The sequence below is a fragment of the Homoserinimonas sp. genome (assembly GCF_056262345.1).
In genome coordinates, this window is record NZ_JBACFR010000154.1 from 22753 (window position 1) to 42363 (window position 19611).

At 62.7% G+C, this 19611-nt stretch carries 17 protein-coding genes; 4 read left to right on the forward strand and 13 right to left on the reverse strand.

The window, feature by feature from the left end; translation table 11 throughout:
• Positions 1-18: 18 nt before the first annotated feature.
• The 9 genes from AC062T_RS07710 to AC062T_RS07750 form a co-directional block, all read right to left on the reverse strand.
• Positions 19-1062, reverse strand: a complete 1044-nt coding sequence (locus AC062T_RS07710) for a Mur ligase family protein (RefSeq protein WP_476028839.1) — start codon at positions 1060-1062, stop codon at positions 19-21.
• Positions 1059-2165, reverse strand: a complete 1107-nt coding sequence (gene mraY / locus AC062T_RS07715) for a phospho-N-acetylmuramoyl-pentapeptide-transferase (RefSeq protein ID WP_476028841.1) — start codon at positions 2163-2165, stop codon at positions 1059-1061. The genes AC062T_RS07710 and mraY overlap by 4 nt, the downstream gene beginning before the upstream one ends.
• Positions 2162-3154, reverse strand: coding sequence for a glutamate ligase domain-containing protein (locus tag AC062T_RS07720; RefSeq protein ID WP_476028843.1), 993 nt, complete (start codon positions 3152-3154; stop codon positions 2162-2164). The genes mraY and AC062T_RS07720 overlap by 4 nt, the downstream gene beginning before the upstream one ends.
• Entirely contained in the window at positions 3154-4689 is a 1536-nt protein-coding gene (locus AC062T_RS07725; RefSeq protein WP_476028844.1) for a Mur ligase family protein, read from the reverse strand. The genes AC062T_RS07720 and AC062T_RS07725 overlap by 1 nt, the downstream gene beginning before the upstream one ends.
• 13 nt (positions 4690-4702) lie before the next feature.
• Positions 4703-6454: a peptidoglycan D,D-transpeptidase FtsI family protein gene (locus AC062T_RS07730; protein ID WP_476028846.1), complete on the reverse strand. Its 1752-nt coding sequence runs from the start codon at positions 6452-6454 to the stop codon at positions 4703-4705.
• Between the two features lie 44 nt (positions 6455-6498).
• Complete coding sequence (gene ftsL / locus AC062T_RS07735) at positions 6499-7101, reverse strand: cell division protein FtsL (protein ID WP_476028848.1); 603 nt, start codon at positions 7099-7101, stop codon at positions 6499-6501.
• Positions 7098-8051, reverse strand: a complete 954-nt coding sequence (gene rsmH, locus AC062T_RS07740; RefSeq protein ID WP_476028851.1) for a 16S rRNA (cytosine(1402)-N(4))-methyltransferase RsmH — start codon at positions 8049-8051, stop codon at positions 7098-7100. Before rsmH ends, ftsL begins: the two co-directional genes overlap by 4 nt.
• Before the next feature lie 101 nt (positions 8052-8152).
• Positions 8153-8584 (reverse strand): division/cell wall cluster transcriptional repressor MraZ, encoded by a 432-nt coding sequence (mraZ, locus tag AC062T_RS07745; protein ID WP_108518864.1) that lies wholly within the window; start codon positions 8582-8584, stop codon positions 8153-8155.
• Positions 8585-8851: 267 nt separating this feature from the next.
• Positions 8852-9220 (reverse strand): DUF3040 domain-containing protein, encoded by a 369-nt coding sequence (locus AC062T_RS07750; RefSeq protein ID WP_108516221.1) that lies wholly within the window; start codon positions 9218-9220, stop codon positions 8852-8854.
• Between the two features lie 74 nt (positions 9221-9294).
• Between AC062T_RS07750 and AC062T_RS07755 the strand changes: the two genes are divergently transcribed.
• The gene (locus tag AC062T_RS07755; protein WP_476028853.1) at positions 9295-10389 is read left to right on the forward strand and encodes a polyprenyl synthetase family protein; all 1095 of its coding nucleotides are present in this window, start codon (positions 9295-9297) and stop codon (positions 10387-10389) included.
• Positions 10390-10422: 33 nt separating this feature from the next.
• On the opposite strand, the gene AC062T_RS07760 is transcribed toward AC062T_RS07755, so the two are convergent.
• Positions 10423-10761, reverse strand: a complete 339-nt coding sequence (locus AC062T_RS07760) for an Rv2175c family DNA-binding protein (RefSeq protein WP_476028855.1) — start codon at positions 10759-10761, stop codon at positions 10423-10425.
• Positions 10762-11000: 239 nt separating this feature from the next.
• Between AC062T_RS07760 and AC062T_RS07765 the strand changes: the two genes are divergently transcribed.
• Positions 11001-12263 carry a LysM peptidoglycan-binding domain-containing protein gene (locus AC062T_RS07765; protein WP_476028857.1) on the forward strand — a complete coding sequence of 421 codons (1263 nt, stop codon included), beginning with the start codon at positions 11001-11003 and terminating at the stop codon, positions 12261-12263.
• A gap of 94 nt (positions 12264-12357) precedes the next feature.
• Complete coding sequence (gene pknB / locus AC062T_RS07770) at positions 12358-14274, forward strand: Stk1 family PASTA domain-containing Ser/Thr kinase (RefSeq protein ID WP_476028859.1); 1917 nt, start codon at positions 12358-12360, stop codon at positions 14272-14274.
• A 100-nt stretch (positions 14275-14374) separates the two neighbouring features.
• Here pknB and AC062T_RS07775 read toward each other — a convergent pair whose 3' ends face one another.
• The 3 genes from AC062T_RS07775 to AC062T_RS07785 all read right to left on the reverse strand — a co-directional run bounded on the left by AC062T_RS07775 (position 14375) and on the right by AC062T_RS07785 (position 17534).
• Positions 14375-15715 (reverse strand): class II 3-deoxy-7-phosphoheptulonate synthase, encoded by a 1341-nt coding sequence (locus AC062T_RS07775; RefSeq protein ID WP_233245555.1) that lies wholly within the window; start codon positions 15713-15715, stop codon positions 14375-14377.
• A gap of 149 nt (positions 15716-15864) precedes the next feature.
• The gene (locus tag AC062T_RS07780; RefSeq protein ID WP_108516212.1) at positions 15865-16554 is read right to left on the reverse strand and encodes a lysophospholipid acyltransferase family protein; all 690 of its coding nucleotides are present in this window, start codon (positions 16552-16554) and stop codon (positions 15865-15867) included.
• A 32-nt stretch (positions 16555-16586) separates the two neighbouring features.
• The gene (locus tag AC062T_RS07785) at positions 16587-17534 is read right to left on the reverse strand and encodes an ROK family glucokinase (RefSeq protein WP_476028862.1); all 948 of its coding nucleotides are present in this window, start codon (positions 17532-17534) and stop codon (positions 16587-16589) included.
• A 193-nt stretch (positions 17535-17727) separates the two neighbouring features.
• Between AC062T_RS07785 and AC062T_RS07790 the strand changes: the two genes are divergently transcribed.
• Positions 17728-19554: an AMP-dependent synthetase/ligase gene (locus tag AC062T_RS07790; protein WP_476028864.1), complete on the forward strand. Its 1827-nt coding sequence runs from the start codon at positions 17728-17730 to the stop codon at positions 19552-19554.
• Positions 19555-19611 lie beyond the last annotated feature (57 nt).

Below are 19611 nucleotides of genomic sequence, written 5' to 3' on the forward strand. Positions count from 1 at the left end.
TCATCGCTCACGCAGCAATCACTCCTCTTGAGATGCGCCGAGGGCGGCAAGCGCCACCCCGACGGCAGACGCGGCAACTCCATAGGCTCGAGCCATTGCGCTGGCGGTCAATACGAGCAAAACGCCCTCGCGCGACATCAGCCCTGCGGGTTCAAGGTCGCCGACCTCCGCTAGTTCGATCGCAGAAGAGCGTCGTTCCTCAAGAAAAGCACGATCGCAGAGGATTCCCTCGACTACTCCGAAGTCGCTGGGGCCGGGAATCCCCAGGCCGACTCCGATAGCACGACAGCCTTCAACGACTTCGGCTTGCTCAACCATGGTCTGGGTCTCGAGGTCGCCCTTGTTATAGATGCACGCGCTGCGAGCCTCGTCAAAAACGCGGGCGAGAGCAGTGCGCGACAGGTCGTCGCTCATCCAGCCTGCAGGATCGCTCGGCCGCGATTCGATGCATGCGGCTGCCAGTGCGGAGATCGACGTCGTGTAGTGAAGCTGGGCATCCGACGCCGCGACGACGACGACATCCCAGCCCTCCGGTGCGCGAATTGCATCGAGAACCGATATCCCGCCCAGCCCACACCAGATGGTCTTGACCCCGCCGGCGAGCAGGATAGTTTCGGCGACGCGCGCTGCGGCGGTGGCTTCGGCTCCACCTGCCACGACGATCCATTCGGCCGGGGCGACTTTGTCTCGAACGCGCCACGCGAGTTCGATGTCTCCCCAGACGGGAACGCCACGCTCGCGAGCCCACACGACAAGCGGGTTGTCTGCGGCAAACCCCGGAGACACGACGACAAGCTCGGGGTCGAGAGACGCCAACCGTTCCCGATACTCGGGCGCGTGCTCGATACCGGGCGTCGTCACCACCAGATCGCCGCCGATCACGCCGAGCAGTTGCTCTCGTTCATCCGTGTGAATCTCGGAGAATACGGTCACCACGGCGCCAAGCTCCAGCAGCGTGTCGGCGCTCGAGAACCCGCTGGCACCGAGGCCCAAGACGGCGACCCTGAGCCCTCGCCATTCGGCGTGCCAGCTCGTCAGCGATTCTGCTCGAAACTCACTCATGGCAAGAGCGCGAGCCACTCGATGTAGAAGAGGAAAACCCCACCGGCGACAAAAAGACCGGCGATCAGCCAGAACCTCACAACGATCGTGACCTCGGGCCATCCGACCATCTCAAAGTGATGGTGCAGCGGACTTGCCTTCCAGATGCGCTTGCCCTTGGTTGCCTTGAAGTACATGCGCTGAATAATGACCTGACCGGTGATCACGACGAAGAGACCGCCGAGGAGGACCAGAAGCAACTCCGTGCGCGACAGGATCGCCAGCGCTGCGAGAGCGCCGCCGAGGCCGAAAGAACCGGTGTCGCCCATCATGATCTGGGCCGGTGATGTGTTCCACCACAAGAAGCCGATGACGGCGCCAACGACGGCAGCCGCGATAACGGCAAGGTCAAGGGGGCTCGCTACCTCGTAGCACTGGCTCGCAACGTCGGGGTCGAGGCCACCAGCAAAGCACGACTGCTGGTTCTGCCAGAAACCGATGATGATGTACGAGCCCAGGGCGAAGATGGATGCACCGGCGGCCAGACCGTCGAGGCCATCAGCAAGATTCACCGCGTTCGAGACGCTCGTGGTGATGAGCGCCATCCAGGCAATCGCCAGGACAACGCCGACACCGGTGCCAAAGATCGCGACAAAATCAAGGAAGGGCAGGTCACGGACAACCGAGACGGCGGTGGATGCTGCGCTCACTCCGTTGCTGTCGTGATAGTTGAGAGCGAGCACGGAGAAGATGACGGACACGATGATTGTGCCCACAATCTTGAGCGGCCCTGAGAGGCCAAGACTGTTCTGGCGGTGCACCTTCATGAAGTCATCAATGAAGCCGATAAGGCCGAGACCCACCATCATCAGAATCACCAGAAGAGCCGGCACCGATGGCGGTTCGCGCCCGACAAGGTGACCCACAAAGTAACCCGTTACTGCGGCGATGATAAAGACCACGCCGCCCATCGAGGGAGTGCCGCGCTTCACAACATGAGTTGTTGGGGTATCAGCCCTAATGAACTGCCCGAGGTTCATGCGCCTGAAGGTACGTGCGAACAGCGGCGTCAGTAGAAGCGAGAAGACGAGAGAAACCGCCGCCGCGACGAGAAGGGTGATCATGGGGTTGTTACCTGCGCAGACTGTTCGAGACGAGACACGAGCGTGCTCGCTGCGTCTGGTCGACTCGCGTACTTGACCAGAACCGCGTCTCCCGTCGCCAGACTGTCACGCAGTAGATCGTATGCCTCCTCAACGGAGCCCACGAGCACGGATTCGCCATTCCAGGAACCTTCAAGGCCAGCAGCGTTGTGGATGTGACGCGCCTCGTCACCGATCACGATGAGTCGCTTGATGTTGAGGCGCACGACGATGCGGCCGATGCGGTCGTGAGCTTCTCGTCGATACTCGGATTCCTCGGCGACCGTCATGCCTGCGGCGTTGTCGAGATCGAGTTGCCCGAGCACAGCGACGGTTCGGCGGCCTTCTGTGCCGATCATCGCCAACGTCTTAAGGGCAGACGTCACTGACGACGGATGCATCGAGACGGTGTCGTCGATGAGCATGACGCCGTCGGCGCGAGTGATGGGGTGCATCGTCGACGGGCCGACACTCTCAAGCTTCTCAAGAGCAGCGATCGCTACGTCGACCTCGATGCCGGCGGCCGAGGCGGCGGTAAGCACCGCCATGGCGTCCTCCGCGAGGTGCTCCCCCAGCATCCGCAGGGCGACTCGGTATCGGGCGCCCCCCAGCTCAAGCTCAAACGTGGTCCCGGTCGATGCCGCAACCACATCGACAATCTTCACGTCTGCTCGAGGATCGGATCCGAACGAGAGAACGGTAGCGCCGGTCATCATGGCGGCATCCCGCATGCGGGTTTCCGTAGCCGGGACAACGACAACCCCGTCGTTACCGACGCGCGCGAGCGCCTCGCCCCAGGCAAGGGAATCCGTGCCATTCCGACCCCGGGTAGAACCCTGGGACAGAATGATGGCGGTGTCCGGCCAGACAGCGTCGGGAACAGCCGTCGCAACGGCAGCGAGCATGCGCGACGTAGAAGACCTGCCAACGACCCCGATCACGGTGATGTTGGCCGGAGCGAAAATTGACACTACGCCCAGCCCGCCTCGCGCAGTGCTGCCCGCGCCTCGTCTCGCGCAGAATACGGAGTACGAACCCCGCGAATATCGCGGTAATCCTGATGCCCAGGCCCAGCCCAGAGAATCGAATCGCCCTCACGCGCCAGCGAAATCGCATGACGGATGGCCTGTTCTGGTGGGCTAACTTCGTGCAGTTCCGCCTGATGCTCGGCAAGCTCGGCACCTTCGATCAGGGTTGCCCTAATCGACACAGGATCCTCGAAGCGCGGGTGGTGGTCGGTGATCACGAGAATGTCCGAATGCTCAGAAGCGACGCGGCCCATCTCATGACGCTTGGTGGCATCCCGGTCGCCGTCTGCCCCGAAAACCATGATTACCCGGCCGGTAGTGAACCGGCGAACGGCCTCGAGCGATTTGAGGAACGCGTCGGGGCTGTGCCCGAAGTCGACAAATACGGCTGGCCCTCGATCGCCAGACACTCGCTCAGTGCGCCCGGGCAAATAGGCAGTGATCTCGCCGTGAACCGCATGCTCGATCGCCTCAAGCTCAAAGCCCGCCTCAACGAGCATGACGATAGCAAGGGCAGCGTTGGCTGCCATATGGCGACCGATCAGCGGAACCCTGGTCTGCATCGAGCGGCCCTCTGGCCCTGTCAGCGTGAACGATGTGTAGGCGGCGGTTTCTTCGAGGACATCCATAATCCACTCGGCGTCGTCGCCGGGCGCCCCTACCGTGGTGACGGGAATGCGGGACTCTTCAACCAGCCGGGCACCCCAGGGCGAATCGAGGGAGACGACGCCGCGGCGGGCACGATCCGGCTCGAAGAAAGCACGCTTCGCTTCGAAGTACTCCTCCATGGTGGAGTAGTCATCGAGATGGTCATGGCTGAGATTGGTGAAGCCGACGACGTCGAAGCTGATGCCATCGATTCGGTTCTTGCTCAGAGCCTGAGCGCTCACCTCAAGAACGACCGCACGCACTTCGCTTTCGCGCATGCGAGCCAACAGCGCGTGGATCTCGCTCGCCTCGGGTGTCGTGAGCCTACTCACGACCGTGAGATCGCCAATGTGGCGTTCTGCAGTCGTGCTGAGCCCGGTGACGAGCCCCAGCTGTCGAAGAATCGCCTCAAGGATGTAAGAAGTCGACGTCTTGCCGTTCGTGCCGGTCACGCCGAGAGTCAGAGGCGGGTGAACGTTGGTCTGGTAGAGCCAGGACGAGAGCTCCCCCAGTGCAGCACGGGGCGAGTCGACGATAACGATGGGGAGTCCGGCGTCGCGGGCGATTTCGGCTCCGGCCGGGTCTGTGAGAAGAGCTACCGCTCCAGATTCCTTCGCGGCCTCGGCGTACTGCGCTCCGTGGGTCGTTGCACCAGGCATCCCCACGAAAAGGTCACCGGGCTCGACCTCGGGAGACCGAAGCGTGATGCCCGTGAGCTCGACGCCGTCGAGCGAACCTACCGATTCGAGCCCGAACTCTGCGACAAGACCGCTGAGGGATCTCGCCGACGGATGCTCCGGCCGGAGGACCGGGGGAATCCGATCAGACAATGGGACCTCTTTCTCACCAGGTGGTGGGCAGATGGGGCGCTGGCTGCGTGGATGGCTCGACGCGAAAAGTCTTGAGCACCTGGGTCATGATCTTTTGAAAGGTGGGAGCCGCAGCCGCGGATGTCTTAATAGTATCCGGCTTGACGAAACTCGCGATCACGACGTACTCGGGGTTCTCCGCCGGTGCCATGCCAGCGACCGAGACAACACGCTCGCTGGAGTAGACGCCATTGACAGCCAACTGGGCCGTTCCCGACTTGGCGGCGACACGGTAACCGGGAATCGTGAGCAGCGACGAGAGATCGCCACCCGTCACCACTGTCTCCATCATTGCCACGACCTGGTCGGCCGTCGATTCCGAGACCACCTGAACTGGCGCGGCGCCAGCGGGCGCCTCTACAGTGCCGTCAGGCTTTTGGCAGCCCTCAACAAGGGTGAGGGGCAGCCGGACACCGTTGTTGCCCAGAGCCTGGTATGCGCCGCCCATCTGCGCCAGAGTCGAAGCGATTCCCTGCCCATAGGCGACGTCATATTTCTGTTGACTGTCCCAGCTCTTCGAGAGGATGCCGCCCGATTCGCCCTGAAAACCCACGGCGGTCGGAGTGCCCATGCCGAACTTGGTGAGGTAGTCGTATCGAGTCGAGTTCGACAGCTTGGTCGCGAGCATAGAAATGCCGACGTTCGAGGAGTTCTGGATAACCCCGGCCAGGGTGAGGTTAAGCGTGGCGTGCGCCGTCGCATCTCGCACCTGACCACCCTCAGGCGTCTGCATCAGCGAAGGCACCGTCACCTTGGTGCCCGGTGTCGCCGCGCCCTCTTCAAGGAGCATCGCGGCGCTGATGGGCTTGAACGTTGAACCCTGTTCGTAGGCACCAGAGAAAGCTAGCGAGCCGCGGTACGGCTCTTCAGTGGCCCCGATGTCATTGGGGTCGGCAGACGGCCAATCAGCCAGGGCCATGATGTGGGCGTCCTTCACACGCACGACAATCGCCGACGCAGAATCGGCGCCAACTGCAACCGCCTGCTCTGCGATCTGCTGTTGCACATACCACTGCAGGTCGCTGTCGATCGTGAGCTTGAGCGTGCCGCCCGCTACCGCCTCCTGCTTGGTCACAGTGCTGCCGGGAAGCCGGACTCCATCGAGACCACGTTCATAGGTGGACTGCCCGTCGATGCCGTCGAGACAGGAGTCTTCGGTGTACTCAAGGCCGTTCAGAGGGTCTTCCGTTCCGAGCAGGCCCACAAGGTTGCCAGCGACTGCACCGTTGGGATAGGTGCGGGTGTATCGCACCTCGGCGTAAGCCCAAGGAATCTTAAGAGCTCGTACCTCTCGATACTGATCGGCGTCCAGGCCGCGAGCGAGCACAGCGTAGTCAGACTCGGGATTCTCCGTCAGTTTGACCATCATCGCCTGCGGGTCGGCACCGCTGATCTCTGCAATCTCTGCAAGCGCCTGCGCCGTCGTCACGGTAACAGTCGACTTACTACCGTCAGCATTCGTCACTTCTCGCGCGAATGAGTCTTTGACGAAACGAGGGGATGCGGTGATGTCGTATCGCGTGACTGTGTCGGCGAGCACAACGCCATTGGCGTCAATGATCTGCCCCCTGGCGCCGTAGGTCACCGTAGAAACCGCACGCTTGTTGAGCGAAGCGGCGTTAAGCTCCGCCGCGCGCACAACCTGAAGGTCGACCAACCGGATAGCGAAAACGGCGACGATGGCTAGCGTCACCACAATGGCGACCGAGAGTCGCCTGCCGCTCATTCGCCTACTGTTCACGCCCGTCCCCAGTTTCGTGAATCGAACCGCTACCTAGTGATAGGTGCCGGAAGTCCGTTCGGGTACGACGGTACCGACGCATCGGCGCCGACCAGTCCCGACGCGCCTGCATCTTCGGCACTCTCAGCTTCGGCGGCGGCGATTCCAGCAGCCGCGCCCATGTCGGGAACCGTCTGCAGCAGCGAGTTCGGAATGAGCAGTCCGCCGTTGGCACCGATCACGCTTCCCGCGTCTCCCCGTGCGGCCTGGGGAACACCCTTGACCGCGCCGGAGGCAAGGTCAAGGTAGACGGCGCTGTCGTTGGAGACCATGCCGAGTGACTCAGCACGCGCGGCCAAGTTCTGCGGGGAATTAAGAACATCGAGCGCCTCGGTCGCGATCTGCTCGTCGCGGTTGAGCTCCTTTTGCTCCGCCTGCAGCGCAGCGATCTCGTAGGCACCGTCGGCGAGGGCGATGCTCAGCAGAAGTTGAGAGACCAAGACGGCAAAGAGGCCGGCAACGATGACAATCGCATAGGCGAGCTTGGGTCGGGCCCGGCGCTGTTGACGACTGGGGGCGATCTCGATGTGGGGTGCGCGCCGCGGCTCCCGTGGGAGCGGTGCGGGCAAGACCCGGGCGAGGTTGTCGCTCATGCGAACCTCCTGGTGCGCTCGGCCGCACGAAGGCGAACGGGAATGGATCGAGGGTTGGCCGCTTTCTCGTCATCGGAGGCGAGTTCTGCTCCGCGGACAAGAAGACGAAAATCGGGGTGATGCTCCGGCAGCTCCACGGGAAGCCCTGCCGGCGCACTCGACGTTGTCGCGGATGCGAGAAAACGCTTGACGAGGCGGTCTTCGAGCGATTGGTAGGAGAGCACCACCATGCGGCCCCCCACCGCGAGCAACTCAGCAGCGGCCGGAATCGCCCGCTCGAGGACTGCCAGCTCCTGGTTGACCTCGATACGAAGTGCCTGAAAGACGCGCTTGGCGGGGTGGCCTTTGCGCTGGATAGCGACGGGAGTCGCATCCGTGATGATCTGCACCAGCTCGGCAGAGGTGGTGAGCGGCGCCACTTGACGACGCTCGACGATCTTCTTCGCATAGCGGGGAGCGAGTCGCTCCTCGCCATATTCCTTAAAGATGCGGCGGAGATCGGCCTCGGAGTATTCGGCAAGTACCTGCTCGGCCGTGAGCTCGGACGTGGCATCCATGCGCATGTCAAGCGGCGCATCCTTGGAATACGAGAAGCCGCGCTCGACCCGGTCAAGCTGCAGCGAGGAGACGCCGAGATCGAAAAGAATGCCCTGAACCTCTGAAAACCCGAGATCCTGAACTGACTCGAGGATGGTGTCGTAAACCGTATGCACGAGGTGGACACGGTCGCCGAAGCGAGAGAGCCTCTCCCCCGCGATAGCGAGTGCATCCGTGTCGCGGTCGAGACCGACGAGCGTGAGCTGGGGAAAACGCTCGAGGAACGCCTCTGAGTGCCCTCCCATCCCGAGAGTCGCATCGACAAGAACAGCACCTGGCCGCTCAATGGCGGGGGCGAGCAGCTCGATCGTTCTCTCGAGCATTACTGGGGTGTGAATCTGCTTTTCTTCCATAGTGTGTGCCCGGTTGGCTCCTGGTTTCTGATCCCCATCCGATTCGACCTGCCTCCGGGGAAGTGAGGCAGGGCGCTCGGCTGGGAGTCAGACGCCAGGCGCTAGAAGAGTCCGGGAATCACCTCCTCGGTAGTGTCGGCGAAAGCACTCTCCTGCTCCGCGTAGTAGGTCTCCCATGCCTGGGTGTCCCAAATCTCTGCTCGGTTTCCCACGCCAATGACCGTCAGTTCTTTGCCGAGCCCCGCATAAGCCCGGAGGGCCGCAGGAATCGTGACTCGGTTCTGACTGTCTGGCACCTCTGAGGTCGCGCCCGAGAGAAAAAGGCGCATGTAGTCGCGGGCCTGCTTGCCCGTGACGGGCGCCTGCCGCATCTTGTCGGCGAGCTCTTCGAACTCCCTCGTGCTGAACACGTAGAGGCATCGCTCTTGGCCGCGAGCGAGCACTACGCCGTTCTCTAGTTCGGCGCGGAACTTGGCCGGCAGGATCACTCGACCTTTGTCGTCGAGCTTGGGCGCGTAGGTACCAAGAAACACCACGCACCCCCCTTCCGACTCCGGCCCAGCTTCAGGATGCCTCCACTTTACTCCACATTCCCCCACAAAACAATGATTCATGCCCATATTGAGGCCGATGTCGCCCCAAAAGGCGCGAATTCATTGGGATGCGCGGGGTGGAGGGAGGTGGAGGAGAATTCCTACGGATGCGGCAGAAAAGGGCGCAAAAAAGCCCCCGTCCTACGACGAGGGCTTTGCGTTAGACGATTCCGGCCTGACCGGATGCCCGGGTCAGGCTGTCGCTAGTTAGTGACGATCCTGACGGCGGTCCCAGCGGTCGTTCATGCGATCCATGAACCCGGCATGCTGCTTGGAGCGACGTGCCCGCGCGACTTCGTCATCGACGCCGGCGCTTGACCGGGCTGGTGAGATGGCAAGGAGCGCACCACCAAACACCACGATGAATCCGACAATGCCCACAACGGGCTGTTTCAAGACGACTCCGGCAACGATGGCAGCGATACCAACGAGTGCCACAAGGATGCCCACAACGAGTAGGCGATAGTTGGTGCGACCCCGACGAGGAGTGACGGCCGAAACAAAGTCCGCGTCATTCTGATAGAGGCTTCGCTCCATCTCATCCAGGAGACGCTGCTCACGTTCTGAAAGCGGCATGATTACTCCTCCCGGCCGATCTGATGAACTGCCAAAGTCAATTGTATGCTGCACCCGCTGACTAGGCTATCCCCGTGACTGAGAGTAAGCGGATAGTTGCCAGGGTACAGTCGTCCATCGACAAGTTCCTCGCAGAGCAGAGGAACCACCTGACGGAGATCTCCCCCGACCTCGCACCCTTCGTCGATTACTCGGCCTCCCTCCTCTCAGGCGGAAAGCGTTTTCGTGCCCAGTTTTGCTACTGGGGTTACCGAGCGGTCGCCTCCGGCAACGACGACGAGCCCGAGGTCGAGGGCGTTGTGGCAGCATCCGCTGCTCTTGAGCTCTTTCATGCCGCAGCCCTCGTGCACGACGACCTGATCGACAATTCAGACACCCGCCGCGGCAAGCCGGCTTCGCACCGACGCTTTCAATCACTGCACACCGAGACCGGATGGACGGGCAACGCAGAATCTTTTGGCCGGTCGAGCGCGATTCTGCTGGGTGACCTTCTGCTCGGCTGGAGCGACGAGGTCCTCGACGCCGGGCTCGGGCTCGTTCGCAGCCGCGATTCCGCGATCGCCGCTCGGCGAGAGTTCAACCGTATGCGCACGGAGGTAACCGGCGGCCAATACCTCGATTTACTAGAGGAGCACTCGTGGCGCTCCCGCAACGACACCGAGCAGCTCGAGCGTGCGCACCGGGTCATCGTTTACAAGTCGGCCAAGTACAGCATCGAGGCGCCTCTCATCATCGGGGCGACAATCGGCGGGGCATCGCTCACCCAGATCAGCGCCTTGCGCGGCTTCGGCCTCCCGCTGGGAGTTGCGTTTCAGCTCCGCGATGACCTCTTGGGCGTTTTCGGAGATCCCGAACAAACGGGCAAGCCCTCGGGAGATGACCTCCGGGAGGGCAAGCGCACCGTACTCGTCGGGCTTGCTAGGAGGCGCCTCACTCCTTCGGCGACGCGATTGCTCGACGAGCTCCTCGGCGACCCTGACCTTACCGATGGCCAAGTGCACACCCTTCAGGCGTCGCTTCGGGAATGCGGGGCTGTGGCCGACGTCGAGAATCTCATCGCGCATAACGCCCGTAAGGCACTTGCTGCCCTCGAAGACGCATCATTCGATGCAGACGCTCGGGCCCAGCTCGTAGACCTCGTGCACCTCGTCACTCGCCGCACCGTCTAGAAGCGACAGGGCAGCAGCTCTGGCCGCGGGAGGCTAAGCGAGGGCCTGCGCGATACGGCGCACTTCAGCTTTGCGGCCTGCGCGCAGCGCTTCAATAGGAGCGAACCCCAGGCTTTCTTCTGGCTCCAATAGCCATTCGATGGCGGCGTCGTTGTCGAACCCGGCATCGGCAAGCACGATGAGCGTGCCGCGCAGCTCCGAGAGCGGTTCGCCGTCGCGGATAAACAACTCGGGGACACGCCAGACGCCATCAATGCGCCGCGCTGCAAGGCTTCGATCCTCTATAAGGCGACGAACCTTGCTAACGCCGATTCCGAGGATATCGACGAGGTCGGGAATGGTCAGCCAACGAACTTCAGGGTCGGTACTCACAAGTACAAGCCTGTCAGAAAAACCGGCGAACGTGATGCAAGCGCGCAGTAACTGTGGGTGTTCTTTCGGCAGACTGGCTCGGATTCACTCCAATCACTCTGTTAACACGAGTCACAGTGATTGACAGAAGTACCGTTCTGTGCCAGATTGCTGGGCAGGGCCACGGCCGAAGTGCACCACGTGTTCGGCGTTCGTTGCACGTCGCCCACCACCACGGCACTGAGGATCACGGGGACAACATGACCGGCACTTCTGATCGAACGTCATACCGCGCACGAGTGGCAAAGAGCGCGCTCTCGACAATTCCGATCGTGCTCGCAGGATCGCTGGCCATGAGCATGAATCTCACCGGCCCCATCGCCCTCGGCGACGACCACAACCCTGATCACGACGACGCCCAGAGCCCGTCGGCACTCCGCGACTCCGTTCGCAAGGCTCTCAGCGATGCCCAGGCTTCCTCGACTTCCCCGTCGATCGACACCGCACCCGCCCAGTCCAGCGTGGCCGCTGCGGCTCCCGCCAATTACACCGTGCAAGCCGGTGACACCATCAGCGGCATCGCCGGTCGCTTCGGCCTCTCGACCGCATCGGTCTTGGCGATGAACGGACTGGGATGGAAGTCGGTTATCCACCCCGGACAGGTTCTTCTCCTGTCACAGACCGCCAAGCCCGTGGCAGTGACCCCCGCGCCCGCGCCGACCACGGGTGGCAGCTACACCATCGCCCGCGGCGACACGATCGGCGGTATCGCCGCCAAGTTCGGCGTTGCGACTCAGGCCGTGCTCAACGCCAATGGGCTCTCCGCCCGATCCATCATCTACCCGGGCCAGCGGCTCACCATTCCCGGCCTCACGACTGCTGCGTCGACACCGCCGGCCGCAGCGACCCCCGTTGCCACGAGCAGCGCGGCGCGCTACACGATCGTTCCCGGTGACACCGCGTCGTCTATCGCGTCCAAGCTCGGCGTCTCTGTCGCTCAGCTTCTCGCCGCGAACGGCCTCTCGTCGACGTCCACCATCTATGCGGGAAAGACCCTCGTCGTACCAGCGGTGCAGGCGGCTGGCAGTGCGCCATCCACTCCGCAATCGGTCGTCGCCCTCACGCCGGAGATGGAGAAGCACGCGCGCACGATCGTCTCCGTAGGGCGCAGCCTCGGCGTAAACGACTACGGACTTGTCATCGCGCTGGCTACCGCGGCCCAGGAATCAACCCTGCGCAATCTCACCTGGGGAGACCTCGACTCCGTTGGTCTTTTTCAGCAGCGCCCGAGCGCTGGCTGGGGTTCCGTCGCCCAGTTGACCACCCCCGAGCACTCCGCCCGGCTCTTCTTCGGCGGCGCCGGCAATCCCAACGCTGGCTACACTCGCGGACTGCTCGACATCGCAGGATGGCAGTCGATGACCGTGACGCAAGCCGCCCAGGCTGTGCAGATCTCCGCCTACCCGGACGCCTATGCCAAGTGGGAGGCGTCAGCCCGCTCATGGCTCGCCGCGATCGGCTAATCACCCCTCCAACGGCTGCGCTCCGTTATACGAGTGTTGCCATCAAGGCGCGTCCCCGCCACATTGCCAGGCAGTCGAACTTTAGACTTGAGCAGTGAGCACACCCAGTTCTGACCCGATGATCGGCCGTCTCCTCGACGGCCGCTATCAGGTGCGCTCTCGGATCGCTCGCGGCGGCATGGCGACGGTCTACCTCGCCACCGATCTGCGCCTTGAGCGCAGGGTTGCGATCAAAGTCATGCACGGCCATCTGGCGGACGACGAGCAATACAAGATCCGCTTCATTCAGGAGGCCCGCTCTGCGGCACGCCTGGCTCACCCCAATGTCGTCAATGTGTACGACCAGGGGCAAGATGGCGAAACCGCCTATCTCGTCATGGAATATCTGCCCGGCATAACGCTGCGCGATCTTCTCAATGACCACCACATCCTGACTACCGAGCAGGCATTCGACATTCTCGAAGCGGTGCTCAGCGGGCTGGCCGCGGCCCACAGAAGCGGCATTGTCCACCGCGATCTCAAGCCGGAAAATGTGCTGCTGGCCGACGACGGGCGCATCAAGATCAGTGACTTCGGGCTTGCTCGAGCCGCTACCGCCAACACCGCAACGGGCACGGCGCTCATGGGTACGATCGCCTACCTCTCCCCCGAACTCGTCACACGAGGAACAGCGGATGCGCGCAGCGACATCTATGCGGTCGGGATCATGCTCTATGAGATGCTCGCGGGCGAGCAGCCATTCAAGGGCGAACAGCCATTCCAAGTAGCCCAGCAGCACGCTAACGACACGGTGCCCGCGCCCAGCCTGCTGAATCCGAACGTTCCTGCCGCATTCGATGAACTCGTTGCCTGGGCCACGGCTCGCGAGCCCGATGATCGCCCGAGCGACGCCGCCGAAATGCTTGCCGAGCTGCTGGTGATTCAACGCGAGCTCGATCGCGATACCCCTGAAGCAGCAATGAACCGCACAATGGTGCTGCCCATGGCGGTCGAATCGGCCACCGACGCAACCCAGGTAATCGAGCCCGTCGTCCGATTGAGCGCGCCCACCGCCACGCTTGGCCCTGAAGCCGACAAGCTCAAGAGCGTTAGCGACCGCCGACGCGCTCGGGGCGGGTGGCTCGTTGGCCTTGTCCTGCTGCTCGCTGCGGTGGCCGTAGGCACAGGATGGTACTTCGGCGCCGGCCCGGGCGCGAAGGTGACCATCGCAACCGTTGCAGGCCTGGACGTGGCGGCCGCTACCGCAGCACTCCAAGAACAAGACCTCATAGTTGACGACGCGACGACCGAGGCGTACGACCCGACTGTTCCCATCGGCACCGTCGTGGGGACCAACCCGCCCGCGGGCGAAGCGGTCGACCACGGCGCCGTTGTGACCCTCATACTCTCGGCAGGCCCAGAACCGCTCCCTATCCCCGAACTGATCGGCCTCGCCGAAGCTGACGCCCTCCAGGCGGTGACGGACTCGCGATTTACGACCACAGATTCTCGATACATTTTCGACGGATCCACGCCGGGAATCGTCGTCCAGGCGCTCGGCGCTGGCGACGTCGACCTCACGACTATCGAGACCTATGGCGATCAGCAGCCGGTTACGTTAGTCGTTTCACTGGGGTCGATCCCCGATGTTTCAGGCATGACAGTAGACGACGCCCAGGCTACGTTGGCTCAGGCCGGACTCACGGGCCAGCCAGCCGCCGAGGAGTACAACGACACGGTGCCGGCAGGCAGTGTCATCCGCGCCCAGGCCGTTCAGGGTGAGTCGGTAGTGCCGCAAGGCGGGACCGTCGACCTCATCATCTCGCGCGGCGTCGAGCAGGTTGCCGTGCCCAACGTCGTGGGCAAGGCGTGGTCAGAGGCCAAACCGATCCTCGAATCCGCCGGCTTCCGCCTCGACTACAACATTTTTGCGGACATGGCTCCCGGCCTCTTCACGGTCTCTAAGACCAACCCCGACGCAGAATCTACCGTCGACAAGGGAACAACGATCAAGGTGCGATTCGACTCCTAGACCGTCAGCTGAGGGCACAAATACACGGCACAAATACACGAGGGGCGGATGTCGGCTTGCGCCGGAGCATCCGCCCCTCGTTGTCTCTTGTGGGGGCGTGTTAGTTGTGGCTCTTGGCCGCGCTGAGTTCCTCGGCGACCAGGAACGCTAGCTCAAGCGACTGCATGTGGTTGAGGCGCGGGTCGCAGAGCGACTCGTACCGCGTAGCCAGCGTCTCTTCGTCGATGTGCTCAGAGCCACCGAGGCACTCGGTGACATCGTCGCCCGTGAGCTCGATGTGGATGCCGCCCGGGTGGGTCCCCGCAGCGCGGTGTGCTTCGAAGAAGCCCTTGACCTCATCCATCACATCGTCAAAGCGACGCGTCTTGTAGCCGTTCGGCGTCGTGATGCCGTTGCCGTGCATCGGGTCAGTGACCCAGAGCGGCGTAACACCGAGCGATTTCGCCGCCTCAAGAAGCGGCGGCAGCGACTCGCGGATCTTGCCAGCGCCCATGCGGGTGATGAAGGTGAGCCGTCCTGGTTCACGCTCGGGGTCGAGCTTGTCGATGATCTGCTTCATCACCTCGGGCGTCGTGGTGGGGCCGAGCTTGATGCCGATGGGGTTTCGAACCCGAGAGAAGAAGTCGAGGTGTGCTCCGTCGAGATCGCGCGTGCGCTCACCAATCCACTGAAAATGTGAGGACGTGTTGTAGGCGAGACCCGTGCGCGAATCGATGCGTGTCATCGGACGCTCGTAGTCCATGAGCAGTCCCTCATGGCTTGAGTAGAACTCCACGCGCTTGAGCTCGTCGAAATCGGCGCCGGCCGCCTCCATGAATCGGATGGCGCGGTCGATCTCGCCCGCCAGTGCCTCGTAACGCTTGTTGGCGGGGTTTGCGGCGAAGCCCTTGTTCCAGCTGTGCACCTCACGCAGATCGGCGAAGCCACCCTGGGTGAACGCGCGAATGAGGTTAAGGGTCGACGCAGAGGTGTGGTATCCCTTGACCAGGCGGGCGGGGTCCGCGCGGCGCGACTCGGGCGTGAAGTCGTATCCGTTGACGATGTCGCCGCGGTACGCGGGAAGAGTTACGTCACCCCGCGTCTCGGTGTCGCTGGAGCGCGGCTTGGCGAACTGCCCTGCCATGCGCCCCATCTTGACGATCGGCATCGACGCGCCATAGGTAAGAACCACGGCCATCTGAAGGATCGTCTTGACGCGGTTGCGAATCTGGTCGGCGGTGGCCCCGGCGAAGGTCTCGGCGCAGTCGCCGCCCTGCAAAAGGAACGCCCGACCCGCAGCAGCGTCGGCGAGTCTGCTGCGCAGCTGGTCGACCTCGCCCGCGAATACGAGCGGCGGAAGCGCAGCGATCTCAGCGGATGCTGCGCCAACCGCGTCGGCATCCGGCCACTGCGGCTGCTGCTTGATGGGAAGCGTGCGCCAATAGTCGAGCCCCGCGATCACGGAGGGATCGGCTTGCACTACGGGCTCAATAGTCGACTGGGACACGGTTACTTTTTCCTTTTTCAGGTTGCAGAAAGAGCCGGGCATAGGCCCGGTGAGGAAAGTTTAGTGGACGCGCACGACCACTCGCTCCGCGCCGAATAGCGGCGCTAGCGGCTCAGGGTTGCGCGCTTTTCTTTGACCGACGACGCATAGACATCCGCATATTCCCGGTCACCAAGACGGAGGAGCTCGAACATGATCTCGTCCGTGATCGACCGCAGAATGAAGCGATCGCTCTCCATGCCCTCGAACCGGGAGAAATCAATGGGTTCACCGATGACGACACCGATGCGGCGAACCTTGGGCAGACGCTTGCCGATCGGCATGACCTTGTCGGTATCGACCATGACCACGGGAACAACAGGAACATTGCCCTCAAGAATCATGCGGGCGACGCCGGTGCGGCCGCGATAAAGCTTGCCGTCAGGGCTTCGGGTGCCCTCCGGATAGATGCCAAGGACCTCGCCCTTGGCCAGAACGCCGAGGCCCGTGTTGAGCGAGGCCTCAGAGGCCTTGCCGCCCGAGCGGTCGATCGGCAGCATGCCGGTGGCCTTGAGAAAGTTCTTGGTCGCCCAGCCTTTGAGCCCTCTGGTCGTGTAGTAGTCGCTCTTGGCGAGAAAGCTGATGCGCCTGTCGATGACCAGGGGCAGAAACACCGAGTCAATGAATGAGAGGTGATTGCTCGCGAGGATGACGCCACCGGTCTTGGGGATGTTGTCATGCCCCTTAACCCATGGACGGAACACCGTCCGCAAAATGGGACCGGCAATCAGGTTCTTCATGAACCAATAGAACATCGAGACCTCTTCTGCAATCCGCTCGGATAACTCTAACGCGACAGAAAGTGCAGGCGGGCGAGATCCGCTGCGCCGACAACGCCGGCGTCGTTTCCCAGCTGGGCCGTGACGAACTGCGGCTCTGGATGATATCCACGCGCCGGCAAGTGCGCCAGATACGCCTCGCGGATCGGGTCAAGGAGTGCCTCCCCTGCGGCTGCCACTCCCCCGCCCAGCACAAACATCCTGGGGTCGAGAATGGCGCTCAGCGAAGCACAGGCCTGGCCGAGCCAGCTGCCGAGCTCACGAAGCGCCTGCATTGCCCCGGCGTCGCGTTCGATGATCAAAGCCGCCACATCCTCACCCGTCAGGACGCCTCTCGCCTGGCGGAGGTCCGCGAGCTGGATGCCGATGCCGCCGACATCGGCAATCTCGTTCGCCATACGCAAAAGCGCCCGGCCCGAGCCGTACTGTTCTATACAACCGCGGGACCCACATCCGCAGGGAAGCCCGCCGGGCACAACGCGAAGGTGCCCGATCTCTGCCCCCGTGCCAAAACCGCCGCGCAGGAGCCTCCCCTCCGTGACGATGGCGCCTCCAACACCAGTGCCGATCGTGAGCATCGTCATATCGGAGACACCACGGCCAGCACCGAAACGAAACTCCGCCCATCCCGCCGCGTTGGCATCGTTGTCGATTGTCACGTCCAGCGACACACGTTCGAGCAAGCGGTCTCGGAATGGCTCATTGCGCCAGCTGATGTTGGGCGCGTAATACACAGTGGCCTGCTGCTCATCGATAAACCCTGCGGCGGCGACTCCCGCAGCACGAACCTCTTCGCCCTGGGAGAGGGAGAGGATCATGTCGGTAACGACATCGACGATGGCGCCCGGATTGCCGGCCGGAGTCGGCACTCGCTCAGACCGCACGATCTCGCCCTCGTCGGAGACCAAAGCCCCCGCGATCTTGGTTCCACCGATGTCGATGCCGACAGCGTGCATGAAGGTCCTCAATTCGAACAGCAGGGGTGAAAGGGATGCGCTCGGGAGCGGCATAACAACGATGCGTACATACGCCGTGCGGCACATGGACAATCTCAAGTGTAGAGAATCCACAATGTCAAGCAGCGCGGCGGCCCTGCTCCACTAGTCTGTTGGGAATACCCGCACCCTCTGAGGTACCAAAGGAGTTGCCGTGAAAGAGTACAGCGTGCCCGCAATGGTCGAGGCTGACCCGAACGCGAACACGACCGATCTGCTCGTCCAGCGAGTGAAGGCCACACCCAACAAGGCCATCTTCGCGCTACCCCGTCCTGATGGGACATGGGAGGACGTAACAGCCACCGAATTCGAGCGCCAGGTCATCGCCCTAGCAAAGGGCTTTGTCGCCGCTGGACTGCAGCCTGGCGACAAGGTTGCGCTAATGGCGAAGACCCGTTATGAGTGGACCCTGGTCGACTTCGCGATGTGGTACGCCGGGGGAATCCTGGTGCCCATCTACGAGACCTCGGCTCCTGCCCAGATCCTCTGGTACATGACCGACTCCGGGGCCATCGGGTTTATTGGCGAGACCCCCGACCACTTTGCCCGTCTGGACGAGATCCGGGCAGACCTGCCCCTCGTGCAGCACGTCTGGCAGATCGACCTCGGGGACCTCGACAAGCTAGCTGCCAGCGGCACAGCGGTTACTGACGAAGAGATCGAGCGTCGTCGTTCCCTCGCCAAGGCAGACGACATGGCGACCCTGATCTACACCTCGGGTACGACCGGCAAGCCCAAGGGCGTTCGCCTCAACCACTCGAACTTCTACGAGCTCTCCCGTAACAGCCGGTTGAGCATGCCCGAGGTTATGCACGATGCCTCCAGCACCGTTCTCTTCATTACGCTCGCCCATGTGTTCGCTCGCTTCATCTCAGTGCTGAGCATCCACGGCGGCGTCAAGGTTGGGCACGAACCCGATACCAAGAAGCTGCTTCAGGCCCTTGGGTCGTTCAAGCCCACGTTCCTCCTCGCCGTTCCGCGCGTGTTCGAGAAGGTCTATAACGCATCGGAACAGAAGGCCGAAGCCGGCGGAAAGGGCAAGATCTTCCACGCCGCGGCAGAAACGGCGATCGCCTACTCCAAGGCGCTCGACGCGGGTTCGGTACCGCTCGGACTCAAGCTCAAGTTCGCTGTGCTTGATCGCCTTGTGCTCTCCAAGCTGCGCGCCGCAATGGGTGGCAGGGTTGCCTACGCCGTCTCGGGGTCGGCTCCTCTTGGCCTGCGACTCGGTCACTTCTACCGCGCCCTCGGCCTTCGCATCCTCGAAGGCTACGGACTCACGGAGACCACGGCCCCCGTTACGGTCAACGTCGTCGCCAAGTTCAAGATCGGCACCGTCGGCCCGGCTATCCCCGGAAACGCCATTCGTATCACCGAAGAGGGCGAAGTCCAGGCCAAGGGCATCAGCGTCTTCGCTGGCTACTGGAACAACGAGCAGGCCACTCAAGACACGTTCGATGGCGAGTGGTTCAAGACGGGCGACCTCGGAGAACTCGACGAGGACGGCTACCTCAAGATCACGGGCCGCAAGAAGGAGATCATCGTCACAGCGGGTGGCAAGAACGTCGCCCCTGCCGCGCTCGAAGACCCCATTCGTGCGAACCCCATCATCGGCCAGGTCATCGTCGTCGGTGATCAGCGTCCGTTCATCTCCGCACTCATCACCCTCGACGAGGAGATGCTCCCCGTCTGGCTCAACAACAATGGCGAAGATGCAAGCCTCACACCGGCGGAGGCTGGAAAGCATCCCAAGGTGATCGCCGAGGTGCAGCGTGCGATTGACGGAGCCAACGCGGGTGTTTCGCGGGCGGAGTCGATCCGCAAGTTCACCATCTTGGAGCACGACCTGACCGAGGCGAGCGGGTATCTCACCCCGAAGCTCTCGATCAAGCGCGACATCATCCTCCGGGACTTCTCGGATGTGATTGCTGGCATGTACAACGATGCTCCCGCAACCGAGGGCATTTCGATCAGCGGCTAACACAGCCACCACGACAGAAGGGCCCGTGCCTTTGCACGGGCCCTTCTGCTTTGCTGC

Coding starts and splice junctions, on each gene's coding strand:
- AC062T_RS07710 (WP_476028839.1), bottom strand. CDS start 1,062: ATGAGTGAGTTTCGAGCAGAATCGCTGACGAGCTGGCACGCCGAATGG.
- mraY (WP_476028841.1), bottom strand. CDS start 2,165: ATGATCACCCTTCTCGTCGCGGCGGCGGTTTCTCTCGTCTTCTCGCTT.
- AC062T_RS07730 (WP_476028846.1), bottom strand. CDS start 6,454: ATGAGCGGCAGGCGACTCTCGGTCGCCATTGTGGTGACGCTAGCCATC.
- ftsL (WP_476028848.1), bottom strand. CDS start 7,101: ATGAGCGACAACCTCGCCCGGGTCTTGCCCGCACCGCTCCCACGGGAG.
- rsmH (WP_476028851.1), bottom strand. CDS start 8,051: ATGGAAGAAAAGCAGATTCACACCCCAGTAATGCTCGAGAGAACGATC.
- AC062T_RS07750 (WP_108516221.1), bottom strand. CDS start 9,220: ATGCCGCTTTCAGAACGTGAGCAGCGTCTCCTGGATGAGATGGAGCGA.
- AC062T_RS07765 (WP_476028857.1), top strand. CDS start 11,001: ATGACCGGCACTTCTGATCGAACGTCATACCGCGCACGAGTGGCAAAG.
- AC062T_RS07780 (WP_108516212.1), bottom strand. CDS start 16,554: ATGTTCTATTGGTTCATGAAGAACCTGATTGCCGGTCCCATTTTGCGG.
- AC062T_RS07785 (WP_476028862.1), bottom strand. CDS start 17,534: ATGCACGCTGTCGGCATCGACATCGGTGGAACCAAGATCGCGGGGGCT.